The organism is Caballeronia sp. SEWSISQ10-4 2, from assembly GCF_030464885.1.
Classification (GTDB): domain Bacteria; phylum Pseudomonadota; class Gammaproteobacteria; order Burkholderiales; family Burkholderiaceae; genus Caballeronia.
The window spans coordinates 12,114-31,104 of record NZ_JALPRJ010000065.1 but is presented as its reverse complement, the minus strand read 5'-3'; the positions used below and the strand labels follow the sequence as shown (position 1 = coordinate 31,104).

The following is an 18,991-nucleotide window of genomic DNA, read 5'->3' as shown; positions in this document are numbered from 1 at the left end:
CCTCTCTGGTCGCGAAACGCCGCGCCTGAATCGCACTCAGGCGTTCAGACGCGGCGAATTGCTCCTGAGCATAGTTCAGGCGACGGGGCGCTGCTAGAGAGGGACGGCCCTGAGTCGACCGTTTTGCCAGGTCGCCACGCGCGCCGCCACTACGGCATTACGGCATCTGCAAACGCGGCATACCGGTTGATTGAGGTTTCGCCAGGTCGCTTGCCGAATGCTTGAGCAGCACGGGTGCGAGATCGCCGGCCACACGCATGCTCGACACCACGACCGTTCGCACACCACTACCCTGCGTCACGGCGCGCGCAGCTTCCCGCGTCGTCGCCCGTGCTTCGATCCTCGGCTCGATCACGATCAACCCGCGGCAAAAAAGCGCGAGCGTTGCCCGCTGCGTGCGTAGCCAGGCGTTGCGCAGGCGAGTGTCGTCGGCGGTTTCATCGGCGTTATGTTCCGACACGATCACAAACGGCGTCTTCAGCGACAACAGCCGCTGCATTTCGGCGCCCCAGACAAACGCGTAGCCGGGCTGCACCGCTCGACGGCGCAAGCGCACAAGCGGAAAGCGGCTCGCGTCGTGCAAACGCTGATCGGGTACATCGTGCGCGTCGTTGATAACGCATGCCGGCGTGAAGGACTTGGCCGAGGGAGATTGGGTGGCGATCACAGCGGTCTCGTACTCCAGAAATTCATGGCTAAAGCAAGGTTTGCGACTATCGGACGACGTGAAAACCGGGGTGGCCGGAGCTGCGTGGCGCTATTCACGCGTGCGCTGGCGGGCTGCGCCGCTGCGGCAAGCCATGCGCGGCGCGTGGTCTCGATTACGCGTGCAGCGTTCGCGGACATGGCGCGCTGTGCCCGGTCGGAGTCGGGCGTCGTTTGGGTCATAGGACCTCCTGTCGTCGCGAACATTGTAATTGCGAATCATTCGCAATTACAAGAGAGAATTTTGGGGTGCGAGTCGAGGAGGGAAATAAAGGGAAACGACGCTGCGGCGCTGATTGGCCGCGCCGTGCGCAGAGAAAGCGTTTGGGCAACGCCTCTGATTTTGGCTCAGCAGAAAACGGAGGTGCTACCGCGCGCGAAGGTGAGCTGCGAGACCGACACGAAAAGAACGATCAGGAAGGGATATTTACGTCGCCAGGGAACACCCATGCGGCCAGGAAGCGTCGCAAGATTCCCGACGAATACGCTCCGCCTAGCGCATGCAGGAACTCGAGAAACGATTCCGGTGCATCAGCATCGGCGGTATCCGAGACTGTGCGCACAACCGCGCACCGAACGCCGTGCTCGAAACACACCTGCGCGAGCGCCGCGCCCTCCATCTCGACCGCCAGCGCATCGGGCAACGCCGAGCGCAGCGCATCCACTTCGTCGTGACTCGACACAAACCGGTCGCCGCTCACAATCAACCCACGATGTAAGCGCGGCGGATGCACGCCAAACCGGCGCTCCAGCGCAGCATGTTCATCGGCGAGAAAAGCGCTGCACGCATTCGCCAGCGCGGCGTTCAGGGTGACATCGCCGGGGAAGTGCGCCATGCCCAGCAAGGGCACTTCAAAGCGCGGAAACAACGGCGATGCGTCCAGATCGTGCTGCATCAGCGTTTCGCCGATCACGATATCGCCTACACGCACGTCGGCGCGCACGCCGCCGGCTACACCGGTGAACACGATGGCATCGACGCCGAACACGTGGATCAACGCGCTCGCCGTTGCCGCTGCGGCCACCTTCCCGACGCGCGCGAGCGTCACCACGCAAGGCACCCCATGCGCCAACCCGACGTGATATTCACGCCGGCCGATGGTTTCGGTGCGCACCTCGCCGGCGGCATGCATTGATTCGATGAGATCGCCCAGTTCCTGCGGCAACGCGGCCATGATGCCGAGACGGTTCACACGGATGGTCATTCGACCGCCTGCAATTTAGCGACCGCCAGCGCGAGCCACTTCTCGCCGTGTCGTTTGAAGCGGACTTGCGCGCGGGCGTCCGCGCCCGATCCTTCCAGCGCGATCACCGTGCCTTCGCCAAACTTGGTGTGAAACACCGGCTGACCGACCTTGAAACCGGTGTCGGCGGCGCGTTGATTGTTGGCGAATGCGGGCAACGGCTTGCCGGCGTCAGGATCGGTGTACGCAGCGCGTTCCCCACCACGCTCCTGCCCCGGCCGCGCGAACCAGTCGCGGCCCCAACCGGCGTTATCCGACCGGCCGCCCCAGCGCGCACCCGCCTCCACTTTCGGCGTGAGCCATTTGAGCGACTCTTCGGGGAGTTCATCGAAGAAACGGGAACGGATGTTGTAGCGCGTCTGGCCGTGCAGCATCCGGCTCTGAGCAAACGACAGATACAGCCGCTCCTTCGCCCGCGTGATCGCCACGTACGCGAGCCGCCGCTCCTCCTCCAGCCCGTCACTTTCCTGCGCGCTGTTCTCGTGCGGGAACAAGCCCTCCTCCAGACCCGTGATGAACACCGCCATGAACTCGAGACCCTTGGCTGCGTGAACCGTCATCAATTGCACGGCGTCCTGGCCGGCTTGCGCCTGGTTATCGCCGGCTTCAAGCGATGCGTGCGACAGGAAACCCGCGAGCGGGGTCATCGTGTCGGGGTTTTGCGCGGGATCGGCGGGGCTTGTCCGATCAAGCACATCGACGGACGGATCATCCGTCGCCAGGCCGATTTCCGGCGCGTTGGTCGCACCCGGACGCAATGGAATGGACCGCGCGGGAGTGTCGAGCCCGTAGCCCTCCTCCTGCACGAACGCGGCTGCGGCATTCACCACTTCCTGCAAGTTCTCCAGCCGGTCCTGGCCTTCGCGCTCGCTCTCGTAATGCGCGGCGAGACCGCTCGTCCGGACCACGTACTCCACCGTTTCCGGCAAGCTCATTTGCTGCGTTTCCGCGCGCATCTTGGCGATCAACTGCGCAAAAGCGCCGATGCTCGAACCCGCCTTGCCCGTCACGTACGGAACGGCGGCGGCCATTGAACAGTTGTAGAGACGTGCGGCGTCTGCAAGTTGTTCGATCGATCTCGCACCGATCCCGCGCGTCGGAAAATTCACGACGCGAGCGAACGCGGTATCGTCGTTCGGGTTGTCGATCAGGCGCAGATACGCGAGCGCGTGCTTCACTTCCTGGCGCTCGAAGAATCGCAAGCCGCCATACACGCGATACGCAATGCCCGCGTTCACCAGCGTATGTTCGATGGTCCGCGACTGCGCATTGCTTCTATACAGGATGGCGATCTCGCCGCGCGTGGCGCCGGCATGAATCATCGCCTTGATCTCCTCGACGATCCACGCCGCCTCCTGCGTATCGGTCGCGGCTTCGTACACACGCACCGGTTCACCATGACCGGCGTCGGTGCGAAGATTTTTACCCAGCCGCCGCGAATTCTTGGCGATCAGGAAGTTGGCGGTATCGAGAATATGACCGTGCGAGCGATAGTTCTGCTCCAGCTTGATCATGTTGCGCACGTGGTACTCGCGCTCGAAGTCGTGCATGTTGCCCACGTTCGCACCGCGAAATGCGTAGATGGACTGATCGTCGTCGCCCACCGCAAAGATGGCGTTGTGCTCTCCCGCCAGCATCTTCAGCCACGCGTATTGCAGCTTGTTCGTGTCCTGGAACTCATCCACCAGAATGTTGCGAAAGCGCGCCTGATAATGCGCGCGCAACGGCGGATTGTGCGCCAGCAACTCATAACAACGCAGCAGCAGTTCGGGAAAATCCACGACGCCTTCGCGCTGGCATTGCTGCTCGTACAGCGCATACAGTTCGACGAACTTCATGTTGAAGGAATCGGTTGCGTCGACGTCCTTCGGGCGCAGCCCTTGTTCCTTCGCGTTGTTGATGAAGTACTGGAGATTTTTCGCCGGATATTTCTCGTCGTCGATATTCAGGCCTTTCATCAGCCGTTTGATGGCCGACAACTGGTCGGCGGTATCGAGGATCTGGAATGTCTGCGGCAGTCCGGCGTCGCGAAAATGCGCGCGCAGCATGCGGTTGCACAAGCCGTGGAAAGTGCCGATCCACATGCCGCGGGTGTCGATGGGCATCATCGCGCTCAGGCGCGCCATCATTTCCTTGGCGGCCTTGTTCGTGAACGTGACGGCGAGAATGGTCGTGGGCGTCGCGTATCCCTGCTGGATCAGCCACGCGATGCGCGTGATCAGCACGCGCGTCTTGCCGCTGCCCGCGCCCGCCAGGATGAGCGCCGGCTCGTTCGGCAGCGTGACGGCGGCAAGTTGTTCGGGATTCAGATTGGCGAGCAGATCGGGCATGGGGCGAGTCTTCCGGTGGGTCGAACATTATAAGACCCCTCGCACGGACACGTTTTCGAAACACAGGCGCCGCGGCCCGTAAATCGGCCACCGGTCCGGTAAGACCTTATAATTCACCGATGTCGCTGGTCGACCCCCGCTTCTTTTTTACGCATTTTTCGGCAGATCCCACCCCATGAGTGACAACACGCTTGCGAAGAGTTTCGAGCCCCAGAACATCGAATCCCATTGGGGACCGGAATGGGAAAAGCGCGGCTACGCTGCGCCAACCCTGATCGAAGGCAAAAAAGATTTCTCGATTCAACTCCCGCCGCCGAACGTCACCGGCACGCTGCACATGGGTCACGCGTTCAACCAGACCATCATGGACAGCCTGACCCGCTACCACCGCATGCTCGGCGAAAACACGCTGTGGCTGCCTGGGACCGATCACGCGGGTATCGCCACGCAGATCGTCGTGGAGCGGCAACTCGATGCGCAGGGCGTATCGCGGCATGATCTCGGCCGCGAGGAATTCCTCAAACGCGTCTGGGAATGGAAGCAGAAATCCGGCTCGACCATCACGAATCAAGTGCGCCGCCTGGGCGCCTCCATCGACTGGTCGCGCGAATATTTCACGATGGACGACAAAATGTCCCCCGTCGTGCTCGACGTGTTCGTCACGCTGTACAAGCAGGGCCTGATTTATCGCGGCAAACGGCTGGTGAACTGGGATCCCGTGCTGGGTACGGCCGTGTCCGACCTGGAAGTAGCCAGCGAGGAAGAAGCCGGCAGCCTGTGGCACATCAACTACCCGCTGCCGGACGGCTCGGGCCACGTGACGGTCGCGACCACCCGCCCGGAAACCATGCTCGGCGACACCGCCGTGATGGTCCATCCGGAAGACGAGCGTTATGCGCATCTAATCGGCAAGACGGTGATGCTGCCGTTGTCGAACCGGGAAATCCCGGTGATCGCGGACGACTACGTGGATCGCGAGTTCGGTACCGGCGTGGTCAAGGTCACGCCCGCGCACGATTTCAACGACTATCAGGTCGGCCTGCGCCATAAGCTGCCGATGATCGAGATTCTCACGCTCGACGCAAAGATCAACGACAACGCGCCGGAAAAATATCGCGGCATGGACCGCTTCGACGCACGCAAGCAAGTCGTGGCCGATTTGGAAGCGCTCGGCCTGCTTGAGTCTGTCAAACCGCACGCGCTGATGGTGCCGCGCGGCGACCGCACGGGCGTAGTGATCGAGCCGATGTTGACCGACCAATGGTTCGTCGCCATGAGCAAGCCGGCGCCGGAAGGCACGTTCAATCCGGGCAAATCGATCGCGGAAACAGCGCTCGATGTGGTCCGCAACGGCGAAATCAAGTTCGTCCCGGAAAACTGGTCAACGACGTATTACCAGTGGCTCGAAAACATCCAGGACTGGTGTATCTCGCGCCAGCTCTGGTGGGGCCATCAAATCCCGGCGTGGTACGGCGATAACGGCGAAATCTTCGTTGCGAAGACCGAGGAAGAAGCACGCGCGGAAGCCACGGAAAAAGGCTACACCGGCGCGCTCAAACGCGACGACGACGTGCTCGACACGTGGTTTTCATCGGCGCTCGTGCCGTTTTCATCGCTTGGCTGGCCGAACGAAACGCCGGAACTGAAGCACTTCCTGCCTTCGTCGGTCCTGGTGACGGGTTTCGACATCATCTTCTTCTGGGTCGCCCGGATGGTGATGATGACCACGCATTTCACCGGCAAAGTCCCCTTCGACACCGTCTACGTCCACGGCCTCGTGCGCGACGCGGAAGGCCAGAAGATGTCAAAGAGCAAGGGCAATACGCTCGACCCGATCGATATCGTCGATGGCATCGACCTGGAAACGCTCGTCGCCAAGCGTATTACCGGCCTGATGAACCCGAAGCAAGCCGAAAAAATCGAGAAAAAAACCCGCAAGGAATTCCCCGAAGGAATCCAGCCGTTCGGCACCGACGCGCTGCGCTTCACGATGGCGTCCATGGCAACCCTCGGTCGCAACGTGAATTTTGATCTGGCAAGGTGCGAGGGATATCGTAATTTTTGCAATAAGCTGTGGAATGCCACCCGCTTTGTTCTGATGAATACCGAAGGCCACGACTGTGGTTTCGGCAAACCGGAAGAATGCGCCGCAGGTGATTGCGGGCCGGGCGGATATCTCCATTTCTCGCCGGCGGACTTCTGGATCGTGTCGCTTTTGCAGCGCGTGGAGGCGGAAGTGGAGAAGGGTTTCGCCGACTACCGTTTCGACAACGTGGCGAGCGCGATCTACAAATTCGTCTGGGACGAGTATTGCGACTGGTATCTGGAGCTGGCCAAGGTGCAGATCCAGACCGGCGCGCCCGAACAGCAGCGCGCGACCCGCCGCACCCTGCTGCGCGTGCTGGAAACCGTGCTGCGTCTTGCGCACCCGATCATTCCGTTCATCACCGAAGCCTTGTGGCAGAAGGTTGCGCCGCTGACCGACCTGTACCCGCAGGCTAAGGAAGGCGCTGAGACCGCGTCCATCATGATTCAGCGCTACCCGGCCGCGCAACCGTCTAAGATTGATGAATCGTCTGAACAGTGGGCGGCCGAACTGAAGGCGGTTATCGATTCATGTCGTAATCTGCGCGGCGAGATGAATCTGTCACCGGCGCTCAAGGTGCCGTTGCTGGCAACGGGCGACGAAGCGCGGCTCAAGTCGTTCGCGCCCTATGTCCAGGCGCTGGCGCGTTTGTCGGAGGTGAAGATCATTGCCGACGAAGCTGCGCTCGACGCCGAGGCAAGTGGCGCGCCAGTTGCTATCGTAGGAACCAACAAGCTGGTCTTGAAGGTCGAAATCGATGTTGCCGCCGAACGCGAACGGCTGACGAAGGAAGTGGACCGCCTGACGCAGGAGATCGCGAAGGCCCGTGTGAAGCTGGAAAACGAGAGTTTTGTAGCCCGGGCGCCCGCCGCAGTAGTAGAACAGGAGCGCAAACGGCTGGCGGAGTTTGAATCGACTTCTGACAAGTTGAAAGCGCAGTTATCGCGGCTTCCGGCCTGAAACTAACCGATTGCTTGTTCCGTCTTATAGCAAAGTGCGTTTTTCCGCTTGAAGAATTAATCTCGCCGCACTTTTTTATCAACGCATCAACCTGCATCATGGCATTTGCTTCCATGCCCATCGTTTCAGGCTTGACGTTTAAACACGATAAGAGGATCAGGGTCATCAAATGCTAAAAGTTACGAAAGCGGTTTTTCCGGTTGCGGGTCTCGGTACCCGATTCCTCCCCGCGACCAAGGCCAGCCCGAAGGAAATGCTGCCTGTGGTCGACAAGCCGCTGATCCAGTACGCGGTCGAAGAGGCCATGGCCGCCGGCATCACGGAAATGATCTTCGTGACGGGGCGCAGCAAGCGCGCGATCGAGGATCACTTCGACAAGTCGTATGAGATCGAAGCCGAACTGGAAGCGCGCGGCAAGCAAAAGCTGCTCGATCTCGTGCGCAGCATCAAGCCGAGCCACGTCGATTGTTTTTATGTGCGTCAGGCCGAAGCGCTTGGTCTTGGCCACGCTGTGCTGTGCGCGGAAAAGCTGGTCGGCGACAACCCGTTCGCCGTGATCCTCGCGGACGACTTGCTGTACGGCACGCCGCCCGTGATGTCGCAGATGATCGAAGTGTTCGATCACTATCACAGCTCGGTGATCGGGGTGGAAGAGATCCCGGCGCAGGATTCCAAGTCGTACGGTGTGATCGACGGGAAAGAATGGGAAGACAATATTTTCAAGCTGTCGGGCATTGTGGAAAAGCCGGAACCTGAAGTTGCGCCGTCGAATCTTGGCGTGGTCGGGCGGTATGTGCTGAAACCACGCATCTTCGATCACATCCGCGCGTTGAAGCCGGGCGCCGGCGGTGAGCTGCAACTCACGGACGCAATCCAGTCGCTGCTCGCCGACGAACAAGTGCTCGCATACAAGTATCACGGCACGCGCTTCGACTGCGGCAGCAAGCTCGGTTATTTGAAAGCGACCGTGGAATTCGCGCTGCGTCACCCGGAAGTGGCGGCTGATTTCCAGGAGTACTTGAACACGCGCTCGCCGCATTTGCTCGGCTAAGCAGTCCGATGAGCGGTCCGATGAGCGTCAAGCCGCCAGCTGGCGGTGTGCGGTTGTAAGAAAAAATGCCCATGAGAAAAAATCATGGGCATTTTTTTATCGGCCCGAAAATGTTAGCCGAGGGTTGGCAGCAGGTTAGCGACGCCGCATCAGGAAGGTGAACACTTTGTCGTGCGACGTCGATTCCACCAGTTCATTCCCCGTCTGCTTCGAAAACGCCGCAAAATCGCGCTGCGAACCCGGATCGGTCGCCAGTACTTTCAATATCTGACCAGTCTGCATATCGGCCAGCGCCTTCTTCGCCCGCAGGATGGGCAACGGGCAAGTGAGCCCGCGCGCATCGACTTCCTTGTGCACTTCCATCGAATTGAGCCTTGTTCGAACCCGCTTTATGAGAGTTCGATTTTACCTCAGTGCCTAAAAATTCACCGCCTGGCCTTTAGTAAGCGCTTCCCGCATGGCAATGCCGATGCGCGTTGCTTCGCGGGCGTCGTCGAGCGTGAGGCCTGTTGCCGGGCCGCCCGCCAGCGATGCCACGAATGCCTCCGCTTCGTTCAGGAACGCGTGTTCGAAGCGCTCGAAGAACGTCGGTGTGCATTCGTTGCGAATGCCGGTGGCATCGAAGATCTCTACGCGATTCGCCCGCGGGTTGTGTCCCACCGATAACGCCCCGCCCGTTCCGACCACTTCCGTCTGGGTATCGTGACCGTGGGCGCTCGTGCGCGATGCGTGGAAAACCGCCAGGCGCCCGCCTTCGAATTCGCAGATCGCGACGCCGTTGTCGATATCGCCACATTCCGCCAGGCCTTCGTGGATCGCGATGGTGCCGCTTGCGAACACGCGCTGGATCCGCGGGTTGCCAAGCATCCAGCGCGCGAGGTCGATGTCGTGGACGCTGCAATCGAGGAACAGACCGCCCGATGTCGGCGCAAAACGCACGAAAAAGCCGTCGGGATCGTTCTTGTCGACGGTCTGCGAACGGACCATGAACGGCCGGCCGATGGCGCCTTGGCTGATCTTGTTGAAGGCGTCGCGGTAACTTGCGTCGAAACGGCGCACGAAACCGATCATCACCTGAAGGTGCGGAAACCGCGCGCTTTCTTCGATCACCCGATCGCACTGCGCCAGATCCAGCGACAGCGGTTTTTCGCAGAACACATGCTTGCCCGCACGCAATGCCGCGATGATCTGGTCGGCGTGCAGCGACGTCGGCGTGACGAGCCAGACGGCATCGAGCGATGCGTCTTTGAGCATCGACTCGTAGTCGCTGTGGAGTGCGAGTTCAGGGAGGTTTGCCTGCGCCCATTCGCGTTCCGCCGCGACCGGACTGCACGCCGCTGCGAGCGTCGCGCCCGGTACGTGCCACGCGAGATTACGTGCATGGCGCTGACCGAGCCGACCCAATCCGACGATACCAATCCGCACAGGCGCTTTCATGCCGCCCCCAGCTTGATGATTGTCCCTTCGCGCCATGAACGCGTCGCTGCTTCGGCGAGTTCCAGCGCCTTGAGGCCGTCCGCGACCGTCGTGCGAACTGGCTTGCCTTCCTGGACAGCATCGAAGAAATGGGCGATTTCCAGCGCGTACGCCGCGCGGTATCGTTCGAGGAAAAACGCTTCGGGCACATCGTTCGAGACCGCGATCTTTGAATACGCGGTGACTTCCGTCGGCCGCACATTGCCCGCCTGCAGCATGCCTTGGCTGCCGAGCAATTCGAAGCGCTGGTCGTAGCCATACGCCGCGCGCCGCGCTGTGTTGATCTGACACAAGCGGCCGCGCTTGGTGCGGATCGTGACGGCAGTCGAATCGATATCGCCCGCTTCCGCAATCGCCGGATCCGACAAGCAGCTTCCGGTGGCGTGCAGCGTGTCGGCTTCGTCGTCGAGCATCCAGCGGAAGACGTCGAAGTCGTGGATCAGCATGTCTTTGAAGATGCCGCCCGAATGCTTGATGTAATCGACCGGCGGTGCGCCCGGGTCGCGGCTCGTGACAATCAGCATTTCTGGCTCGCCGATCTCACCGGCCTCCACGCGCGCCTTCAACGCGGAAAAAGTCGGATCGAAGCGACGCTGGAAACCGATCATGCAAACCACGCCCGCTTTCGCGACGGCATCGGCGCAAGCGCGTGCGCGTTCGAGCGTCAGGTCCACCGGCTTTTCGCAGAACACGTGCTTCTTTTGCGCCGCCGATTTCAGGATCAGATCAGCGTGCGTGTCCGTGCTCGAACACACGACGGTCGCGCCAATCGATGCATCGCCGAGCGCGCCTTCCACATCTGCCACTTGCGCGCCGTGCAGCGCAGCGAGTGCCGCAGCCGCTTCCTTATTGACGTCCACCACGTATTTCAGGCGCACACCCGGCTGCTTCGCCAGATTCGCCGCATGGATCTTGCCGATCCGCCCTGCTCCGAACACCGCCACATCAATCGTCATAGCCGCCTGTCTCCCTTGATTCTTCTACGTTCAGTTCAAGCCGGTACGCAAGCGCGATAAACAGCGCCTGGCACAGGCAGATCGTGCTCGTGAGCGAACGGAACGCAAACGCGCTGCCTTCCTTCACGAACAAATGCGCGCTCGCGTGACGCGCGAGCGGCGAAAGCTGGCCATCGGTAATGACCAGCGTCTTGGCGCCGTGATGCTGCGCCGCGCGCACGCAGTACTGCGTCTCCTTGCCGTACGGCGCGAAGCTGATCGCGACCACCACGTCGCCCTTCTTCACGCTGCGGATCTGCTCGCGATACATGCCGCCGAAACCCGACACCAGATGCACGCGCTTGGCCGTGTGCTGCAGCGCGTAGACGATATAACTCGCCACCGGAAACGAGCGCCGCACGCCGACCACGTAGATGTTCTCGGCCTGTTGCAGCATTTTCACAGCAGCTTCGAACTGGACGTCGTCGAGACCGGCTTCGAGTTCCGCCAGCCCGCTCCGGCTCGCCGCGATAAATTCGCGCGCCACCGATCCGCCCGACAACTTGCCCGGCTTTTCGTCGATAAGTTTCCTGATGCGCTGCTGATAGCTCTGCGCCGAGCCGCTCTGGCCCGTATAGGCCTGCTTGAAGAGCGCCTGGAGGTCGGAGAAACCGGAGAAGCCGAAGCGCTGGGCGAAGCGCACCACCGCTGAGGGATGCACGCCGCACGCGGCGGCAATGTCACCGGTGCGATCCATCATCACATTGCTGCGATGCTGCTCGATGTACGTCGCCACGCTTTTAAGCTGGCGCGGCAACGCGTCGTAAGCCTCTGTGATCCGCTGCATCAGCTCGTCGACTGTCTGGATCTCGGTCGCTTCCTGAGGGTCTTGCGTGTCTTCCTGCATGCCTTGCTCGCGGTTTGTTCTGTATCCGATGCAATCGATTATAGAGTTCTCGCCGCACAAATGGAATGAATTTTCCAAACTTCGAATAGTTAAACTTCCTATTGCATAGCGATGAGACTTGTCCTAATCTTGGTCGTGAGCAGGGGGCGTGGACACGCCGGACGCTCGTTCAGAAAAACAACCGAGATAGGTGGAGACAATGAGACTTTGCAATGGCCGAGCCGCTTTACGCGTGCTCGCGGCTGCCGTAGCGTTGTGCAGCGCAGCAGCACTGAGCAGTCAGGCAGCACACGCTGCTCCCGACGCCCATTTCGTTTTGATCAGCCACGCGCCGGATTCCGATTCGTGGTGGAACACGATCAAGAACGCCATCAAACAGGCGGACGAGGATTTCAATGTCGAGACGGATTACCGCAATCCGCCCAATGGCGATATCGCCGATATGTCGCGCCTGATCGAACAAGCGGCGGCACGTAATTACGACGGCGTGATCGCGACGATCGCAGATTACGACGTGCTCAAGAGTTCGATGAACAAGGTGACGGCGAAGAAAATTCCGCTGGTCACGATCAACTCGGGCACCGAGGAACAAAGCGCGCAGCTCGGCGCGATCATGCATATCGGCCAGCCGGAATATGTGGCGGGTCATGCTGCCGGCGAGAAAGCGAAGGCGGCGGGCATCAAGTCGTTTTTGTGCGTGAACCACATTGCGACCAACGCGGTGTCGTTCGATCGTTGCCGTGGTTTCGCCGAGGCGATTGGTGTCGATTACAAGCCGTCCACCATCGATTCAGGACAGGATCCGACCGAAATCCAGTCGAAGGTGAGCGCGTACTTGCGTAACCATCCGAACACGCAGGCCATTCTCACGCTCGGACCGACGCCCGCAGCGGCAACGCTGAAGGCCGTGCAGCAAATGGGCCTGGAAAAGAAGATCTGGTTTGCGACCTTCGACTTCTCCGATGACATCGCGAAAGCCATTCAAGCCGGCACGATCCAGTTCGCCATCGATCAGCAGCCGTACTTGCAAGGCTACATTCCCGTCGCCGTGCTCGCCATCGTGAAGAAGGACAAGACGACCGACCCGGTGAAGATTCGCCAGATCCTGGAAGCCAATCCGAAGTTCAAGGCCCGGCTGGACACGTACGGCCTTCAGCCTTCGTATGGACCGAAGAACATTCGTTCGGGACCGGGATTTATCACGAAGGACAACATCGACAAGGTGTTGAAGTTCGCAGGCCAATATCGTTAATCCGATGTGATCTATTGCGGGCGGTTTGAATTTCTTCCGGCTTGAGTCTTCTCCGATTCAAGCGCCGCCCGCAGCAACTGCTTTCTCTCAACGCGCCACCGCTTGGATGCAAGCGTCCGGCCGCGCGCTTCAAGGAGCCATCATGGGTATAGCCGGCAAGCACGTCCCCCCGATTTCCAACGCGGCCAATGCGGCTGCTCAGGATCAGGATTCCGTTCCATCGCCCCGATCCGCCGACGAACGCGTCAGGCGTGAATCATGGTTCGGCCATATTCTGAATCGTCCCGAATTCGCCGCAATATCCGGGGCCGCGCTCGTGTTTATCGTGTTCGGTATCAGCGCCGGCAGTTCGGGCATGTTCAACCTCGATGGCGTCATGAACTGGTCGCAAGTCGCCGCGTATCTCGGCTTGCTCGCAGTCGGCGCGTGCCTCTTGATGATTGCGGGCGAGTTCGATTTATCGATTGGTTCGATGATCGGTTTCGCCGGCATGATGGTCGCGATTCCGTCGGTGTATTTTCACTGGCCGTTATCTGTCGCGATCCTGTTCGCGTTCGTCGGCTCGATGCTGCTCGGCGCATTGAACGGGTATCTCGTCGTGAAAACGCGACTGCCCTCGTTCATTGTCACGCTGGCGTTTCTGTTTATCCTGCGCGGCCTCACGCTTGCGCTCTCCATTCTCTTCGCGGACCGCACGATCATCTCGGGTGTCGGCGATCTCGCGCAAAACGACTGGCTCGCGAACACGCTGTTCCATGGCGTCGCGTTGCATGGTCTCTTTTCGTGGCTCGGGCATATGGGCATCGGCAAATTGCTCGATAACGGCGAACCCCTGGTGCCCGGCATTCCGAAGGTCATCCTGTGGTGGTTCGCGCTCGCGGCGGTCAGCGCATTCGTCCTCGCCAAGACGCGTTTCGGCAACTGGATCCTGGCCGTGGGCGGCGATGCGAACGCCGCGAAGAACGTCGGTGTGCCGGTCAGGCGCGTCAAGATTTCGCTGTTCGTTCTCACCGCGTTCTGCTCGTGCCTGTTCGCCGTGCTGCAAGTCTGCGACATCGGTTCCGCTGCCGCCGATCGTGGCCTGCAGAAGGAATTCGAAGCGATCATCGCGGCGGTGATCGGCGGGACGCTGCTTACGGGCGGATATGGATCGGTGATCGGCGCGTGCTTCGGTGCGCTGATCTTCGGTGTCGTGCAAATCGGTATCACGTACACGAACGTCAGCTCCGACTGGTTCCGCGTGTTCCTCGGCGTGATGCTGCTGATCGCCGTGCTGTTCAATCACTACGTGCGCCGTCGCGTTTCTCAAGCTCAATGAACACAGGCTCAATAAGGGGAACAGCCATGGCTGAACAAGACACCATCCTCGCACTGGAAAACGTCAGCAAGTTCTTTGGCAAAGTGATCGCTCTGAACGGCGTCACGTTGCACCTGAAACGCGGCGAAGTGCACTGCCTGCTCGGCGATAACGGCGCGGGCAAATCAACTCTGATCAAGACGCTGGCGGGCGTGCATACGCCCTCCTCCGGCGAGTATCTCGTCGATGGCAAACCCGTGCACTTCGGGTCGCCTAAAGAAGCGCTCGATCTCGGTATCGCGACCGTGTATCAGGATCTCGCGCTCGTGCCGTTGCTCTCGGTTGCGCGCAATTTCTTCATGGGCCGCGAGCCGCAGAAAAAACGCTTCGGCTTTCTCAACGTGATGGACCTGGATCTGGCCGCGGAAACATCGCGTGCACGGCTCTCCGAAATGGGCATCAACGTGCGTGACCCGCATCAGCCTATCGGCACGATGTCGGGCGGCGAGAAGCAATGTCTGGCGATTGCGCGAGCGATCCATTTCGGCGCACGCGTGCTGATCCTCGATGAACCCACAGCCGCGCTCGGCGTGAAACAATCCTTCAACGTGCTGCGGCTGATTCACACGGCGCGCGCGAAAGGTATCTCCGTGATCTTCATCACGCACAACGTGCATCACGCGTATCCCATCGGCGATTCGTTCACGCTGCTCAACCGCGGTAAATCCATGGGCACGTTCACGAAAGACACGATCACCAAGAACGAAGTGCTCGACATGATGGCGGGCGGCGCCGAAATGCAGCAAATGATGAGCGAGCTGGAAGGCGAAGCGGCCTGAGCACGTTCAGGCCGACGCCGGGCTTTTCATCATCTACAGAACAGGATCGAACATGGCATTGCACTCATCAACCGGATCGCGGTTTGCTTCAGGGCGAACGCGCGACATCGTGTGTCTCGGGCGGCTCGCGGTCGATCTCTACGCGCAGCAAGTCGGCGCACGGCTCGAAGACGTGTCGAGCTTCGCAAAATATCTCGGTGGGTCGTCGGCGAATATCGCATTTGGGTGTGCGCGGCTAGGCCTCAAGTCCGCCATGCTCTCGCGCGTCGGCAACGACCACATGGGCCGCTTTCTCACCGAGACTTTGGAACGTGAAGGCTGCGATACGAGCCATGTTCGGATCGATCACGACCGGCTGACTGGACTCGTTCTGCTGGGCATAGAAGACCGCGATACCTTCCCGCTCGTGTTCTATCGCGATGACTGCGCGGACATGGCCGTCGATGAAAACGACTTCGACGAGGCGTTCATCGCTTCATCGAAAGCGCTGCTGATTACAGGCACGCATTTCTCCACCGATCAGGTCAACCGCACGAGCCGGCGCGCGCTCGAATACGCGCGTCGCAATCAGGTGCGTACGGTACTTGATATTGACTATCGGCCCGTACTTTGGGGGCTGACCGGGAAGGCCGACGGCGAGACGCGGTTCATTGCGAACGAAGGCGTGACCGCGCATTTGCAAGGCATCTTGCCATTGATGGATCTGGTGATCGGCACGGAAGAAGAGTTCCGGATTGCAGGCGGCAAGGACAATCTCATCGATGCGCTCAGCGCCGTTCGTGCCGTGACGGACGCCATGCTTGTGGTCAAGCGCGGACCGATGGGCTGTTCGATCATCGATGGCGACGTACCGGTTTCCATCGACGATGCGCCGGTCTATCGCGGCGTTGAAGTCGAAGTGCTCAACGTGCTCGGCGCGGGCGATGCCTTCGCGTCCGGCTTCCTGGCCGGCTGGTTGAGAGACGAACCGCTGGAAGTCTGCGCGCGCACGGCCAACGCATGCGGAGGGCTTGTCGTATCGCGCCACGGTTGCGCACCGGCCATGCCGACACCTGCAGAACTCAGCTACTTCCTCGACGCCGCTCAAGCAGATCCCATCCGCATGCGCAGGCCGGATCGCGATGCGACGCTCGCGCGTTTGCACCGCGTAACGCCGGCAAGGAAAACATGGGACGAAGTACTCGGTTTTGCCTTCGACCATCGCAACCAGTTCTTCGATCTCGCGCAGCAAACCGGCGCCGATGAAACGCGAATCGCCAAGCTCAAAGGCTTGTTTGTGGAAGCCGTGGCGCAGACGGAAAAGGAGCGCGGGCTGGAAGGACGTATCGGCGTGCTGATCGACGACCGCTACGGTCAGGACGCGCTGAACGCGGCGACCGGACGTGGCTGGTGGATCGGTCGCCCAGTGGAATTACCCGGCTCGATGCCGCTTGTCTTCGATCACGGCCGGTCGATTGGCACGACGCTTATCGAGTGGCCGCGCGAGCATGTTGCGAAGTGCCTGATTCACTATCATCCCGATCACCCGCACGATCTTCGGCTCGAACAGGAAGCGCAGATTCGCGCGTTGTACGACGCGGCTCAGGTCAGCGGGCACGAGTTGTTGCTCGAAGTGATCGTGCCGAAGAACGGTCCACCGATTGCTGAAGATACCGCGTTGCGATCGTTGAAACGCCTCTATAACCTCGGCATTTATCCCGAGTGGTGGAAGCTCGAGCCCATGAACGCGGCGCAATGGCAGGCTATCGACGCGTTGATCGCCGAGCGTGATCCAGCGTGCCGGGGTGTCGTGCTGCTGGGCTTGTCGGCTGCTGTCGATCAACTGTGCGAGGGCTTCAAGCCGGCGGCTTTATCGAAGACCTGTCGTGGATTTACCGTGGGTAGGACCATCTTCCACGAGCCGAGTCATGCGTGGCTGGCGGGTTCTATCGACGACGCGGAACTCATCGCGCGCGTTCGACGCACATTTGAAACGCTGATCGATGCATGGCGCGATGCCCGCAGTAAAAACGCCACGCAAACTGTCACGCAGGAGCAGGCAGCATGAACGGCACGCTTCGTTTAACCACCGCGCAGGCGCTGGTCCGCTACCTCGCCGCGCAGCAAACTCCGGACGGTGAGCCGCTGTTCGGCGGCGTCTTCGCCATCTTCGGACATGGCAACGTTGCAGGCATCGGCGAGGCGTTGTATGCACATCGCGAAACGCTGCCGACCTATCGTGCCCACAACGAGCAGGCGATGGCGCATGCGGCGATCGCGTACGCAAAGGCACACTTTCGACGCCGTTTGATGGCGGTGACGACGTCCATCGGTCCGGGTGCGACGAACCTGGTCACGGCGGCAGCCCTGGCGCACGTGAACCGCTTGCCGGTGTTGTTGCTGCCGGGCGATGTGTTCGTGTCCCGCGCGCCCGATCCGGTCTTGCAGCAAGTAGAAGATTTCGGCGATGGCGGTATTTCCGCGAACGACGCGCTGAAGCCCGTCTCGCGTTACTTCGACCGGATCGTGCATCCGGCGCAATTGCTCACCGCGTTGCCGCGTGCAATGCGCGTGCTGACGGACGCCGCGTTGTGCGGGCCCGTCACGCTCGCGCTGCCGCAAGACGTGCAAGCGATGGCATACGACTATCCCGCGTCGTTCTTCGAACCGCGCGTGGTGCCGTTCCATACGCCCTCGCCTGTCGATGAAGAAATCGCACGGGCTACGGCTGCCTTGCGCGCGGCTAAAAAGCCCCTGCTCGTGTCCGGCGGCGGCGTGCTCTACGGCCTCGCGGCCGATGCATTGCGTTCCTTTGCCGAGCGCCACGGCATTCCCGTAGCTGAAACACAGGCGGGAAAAAGCGCGCTCGCGTGGGACCATCCACTGAATCTGGGCGGCATCGGCGTGACGGGATCGGACGCTGCCAACGCACTCGCCCACGACGCCGATTGCGTGCTCGCCGTTGGCACACGGCTACAGGATTTCACGACCGGATCGAATACGCTGTTCACGCAGGCGAAGCTCATCGGCATCAATGCAAATGCATTTGATGCCCTGAAACAAGGAGCTTTATCGGTAGAAGCTGACGCACGTCTTGCCCTCGATGCATTGAGTGCGGCGCTCGGCGACTGGCGAGCATCGCCACCGTGGACCGCACGCGCGCACGAACTCGCGGATAGCTGGCGCGCTACGGTCGGCCAGGTGACGAACGCGCCTCAGGACGACAACACGTTGCCGCGCGAAGCCGATGTAATCGGCGCAGTGCAGCGTTCGAGCGCGCAATCGGCGGCGCATGACGTGGTGGTTTGTGCAGCCGGAACGCTGCCCGCGGACTTGCAAAAGCTCTGGCGTACCAGCACGCCCGGCGGTTATCACGTCGAATACGGCTACTCGTGCATGGGCTACGAAGTCGCCGGCGGGCTCGGTGCGAAACTCGCGCGGCCGGACAGTGAAGTGATCGTGATTGTCGGCGATGGCAGCTATCTCATGATGAATAGCGAGCTGGCGACATCGGTGATGCTTGGGGCCAAATTGATTGTGGTTCTGCTCGACAACCGCGGATACGGCTGCATCAACCGCTTGCAGCAGGCATGCGGCGGCGCTCCATTCAACAACATGATCGAAGATTGCCGCCAGGGTCCCGAAGGCGCACCCGCAATCGACTTTGCGATGCACGCGCGCTCGCTCGGAGCAACCGCCGAGCATGTAGCGAACATCGACGAACTGGAAGCCGCGATGCAACGCGCACGTGCATCGACGCGCTCGTACCTGATCAGCATCGACACCGATCCTGCGCGTCCGACCGAAGAAGGCGGCTGGTGGTGGGAAGTCGCAGTGCCGGAAGTCTCATCGCGTGAAGCGGTGCGCTCGGCACGCTCGACCTATGAACACGAAATCACGGCGCGTTCGAAGCGCACGAAGGAATAACCG

The 18,991-nt window shown here is 60.8% G+C and carries 15 protein-coding genes; 7 read left to right on the top strand and 8 right to left on the bottom strand.

The window, feature by feature from the left end:
- Positions 1 to 157: 157 nt before the first annotated feature.
- The 4 genes from M0D69_RS32600 to M0D69_RS32585 all read right to left on the bottom strand — a co-directional run bounded on the left by M0D69_RS32600 (position 158) and on the right by M0D69_RS32585 (position 4,279).
- On the bottom strand, positions 158 to 667 hold the full coding sequence (locus M0D69_RS32600; RefSeq protein ID WP_301785961.1) for a hypothetical protein: 510 nt from the start codon (positions 665 to 667) through the stop codon (positions 158 to 160).
- Positions 664 to 888: a hypothetical protein gene (locus M0D69_RS32595; RefSeq protein ID WP_301785960.1), complete on the bottom strand. Its 225-nt coding sequence runs from the start codon at positions 886 to 888 to the stop codon at positions 664 to 666. Before M0D69_RS32595 ends, M0D69_RS32600 begins: the two co-directional genes overlap by 4 nt.
- A 230-nt stretch (positions 889 to 1,118) precedes the next feature.
- Positions 1,119 to 1,910 carry a 5'-methylthioadenosine/adenosylhomocysteine nucleosidase gene (locus M0D69_RS32590; protein WP_301785959.1) on the bottom strand — a complete coding sequence of 264 codons (792 nt, stop codon included), beginning with the start codon at positions 1,908 to 1,910 and terminating at the stop codon, positions 1,119 to 1,121.
- Entirely contained in the window at positions 1,907 to 4,279 is a 2,373-nt protein-coding gene (locus M0D69_RS32585; RefSeq protein WP_301785958.1) for a UvrD-helicase domain-containing protein, read from the bottom strand. The genes M0D69_RS32590 and M0D69_RS32585 overlap by 4 nt, the downstream gene beginning before the upstream one ends.
- A 175-nt stretch (positions 4,280 to 4,454) precedes the next feature.
- Here M0D69_RS32585 and M0D69_RS32580 point away from each other — a divergent pair, with 175 nt between their 5' ends.
- Both M0D69_RS32580 and galU read left to right on the top strand, forming a co-directional pair.
- Positions 4,455 to 7,325, top strand: coding sequence for a valine--tRNA ligase (locus M0D69_RS32580; protein ID WP_301785957.1), 2,871 nt, complete (start codon positions 4,455 to 4,457; stop codon positions 7,323 to 7,325).
- 169 nt (positions 7,326 to 7,494) lie between these two features.
- Positions 7,495 to 8,376: a UTP--glucose-1-phosphate uridylyltransferase GalU gene (galU, locus tag M0D69_RS32575; RefSeq protein ID WP_277043000.1), complete on the top strand. Its 882-nt coding sequence runs from the start codon at positions 7,495 to 7,497 to the stop codon at positions 8,374 to 8,376.
- Positions 8,377 to 8,511: 135 nt separating this feature from the next.
- Here the strand turns inward: galU and M0D69_RS32570 are convergent, their stop codons facing one another.
- Genes M0D69_RS32570 through M0D69_RS32555 form a run of 4 tightly spaced genes read right to left on the bottom strand, consistent with a single transcriptional unit; the run spans position 8,512 to position 11,694 of the window.
- Positions 8,512 to 8,739, bottom strand: a complete 228-nt coding sequence (locus M0D69_RS32570) for a sulfurtransferase TusA family protein (protein ID WP_047844639.1) — start codon at positions 8,737 to 8,739, stop codon at positions 8,512 to 8,514.
- A 54-nt stretch (positions 8,740 to 8,793) separates the two neighbouring features.
- The gene (locus tag M0D69_RS32565; RefSeq protein WP_301785956.1) at positions 8,794 to 9,813 is read right to left on the bottom strand and encodes a Gfo/Idh/MocA family oxidoreductase; all 1,020 of its coding nucleotides are present in this window, start codon (positions 9,811 to 9,813) and stop codon (positions 8,794 to 8,796) included.
- Positions 9,810 to 10,808 (bottom strand): inositol 2-dehydrogenase, encoded by a 999-nt coding sequence (gene iolG, locus M0D69_RS32560; RefSeq protein WP_301785955.1) that lies wholly within the window; start codon positions 10,806 to 10,808, stop codon positions 9,810 to 9,812. The genes M0D69_RS32565 and iolG overlap by 4 nt, the downstream gene beginning before the upstream one ends.
- On the bottom strand, positions 10,798 to 11,694 hold the full coding sequence (locus tag M0D69_RS32555) for a MurR/RpiR family transcriptional regulator (RefSeq protein WP_301785954.1): 897 nt from the start codon (positions 11,692 to 11,694) through the stop codon (positions 10,798 to 10,800). The genes iolG and M0D69_RS32555 overlap by 11 nt, the downstream gene beginning before the upstream one ends.
- A 199-nt stretch (positions 11,695 to 11,893) precedes the next feature.
- Here M0D69_RS32555 and M0D69_RS32550 point away from each other — a divergent pair, with 199 nt between their 5' ends.
- The 5 genes from M0D69_RS32550 to iolD all read left to right on the top strand — a co-directional run bounded on the left by M0D69_RS32550 (position 11,894) and on the right by iolD (position 18,988).
- Complete coding sequence (locus M0D69_RS32550; protein WP_301785953.1) at positions 11,894 to 12,946, top strand: sugar ABC transporter substrate-binding protein; 1,053 nt, start codon at positions 11,894 to 11,896, stop codon at positions 12,944 to 12,946.
- Between the two features lie 142 nt (positions 12,947 to 13,088).
- A complete protein-coding gene (locus M0D69_RS32545) occupies positions 13,089 to 14,264 on the top strand; it encodes an ABC transporter permease (RefSeq protein ID WP_301785952.1) in 1,176 nt (391 codons plus the stop codon).
- 26 nt (positions 14,265 to 14,290) lie between these two features.
- Positions 14,291 to 15,082 carry an ATP-binding cassette domain-containing protein gene (locus tag M0D69_RS32540; RefSeq protein WP_047844645.1) on the top strand — a complete coding sequence of 264 codons (792 nt, stop codon included), beginning with the start codon at positions 14,291 to 14,293 and terminating at the stop codon, positions 15,080 to 15,082.
- Positions 15,083 to 15,134: 52 nt separating this feature from the next.
- On the top strand, positions 15,135 to 17,129 hold the full coding sequence (gene iolC, locus M0D69_RS32535; RefSeq protein WP_301785951.1) for a 5-dehydro-2-deoxygluconokinase: 1,995 nt from the start codon (positions 15,135 to 15,137) through the stop codon (positions 17,127 to 17,129).
- Positions 17,126 to 18,988: a 3D-(3,5/4)-trihydroxycyclohexane-1,2-dione acylhydrolase (decyclizing) gene (gene iolD / locus M0D69_RS32530; protein WP_301785950.1), complete on the top strand. Its 1,863-nt coding sequence runs from the start codon at positions 17,126 to 17,128 to the stop codon at positions 18,986 to 18,988. Before iolC ends, iolD begins: the two co-directional genes overlap by 4 nt.
- Positions 18,989 to 18,991: the final 3 nt, after the last annotated feature.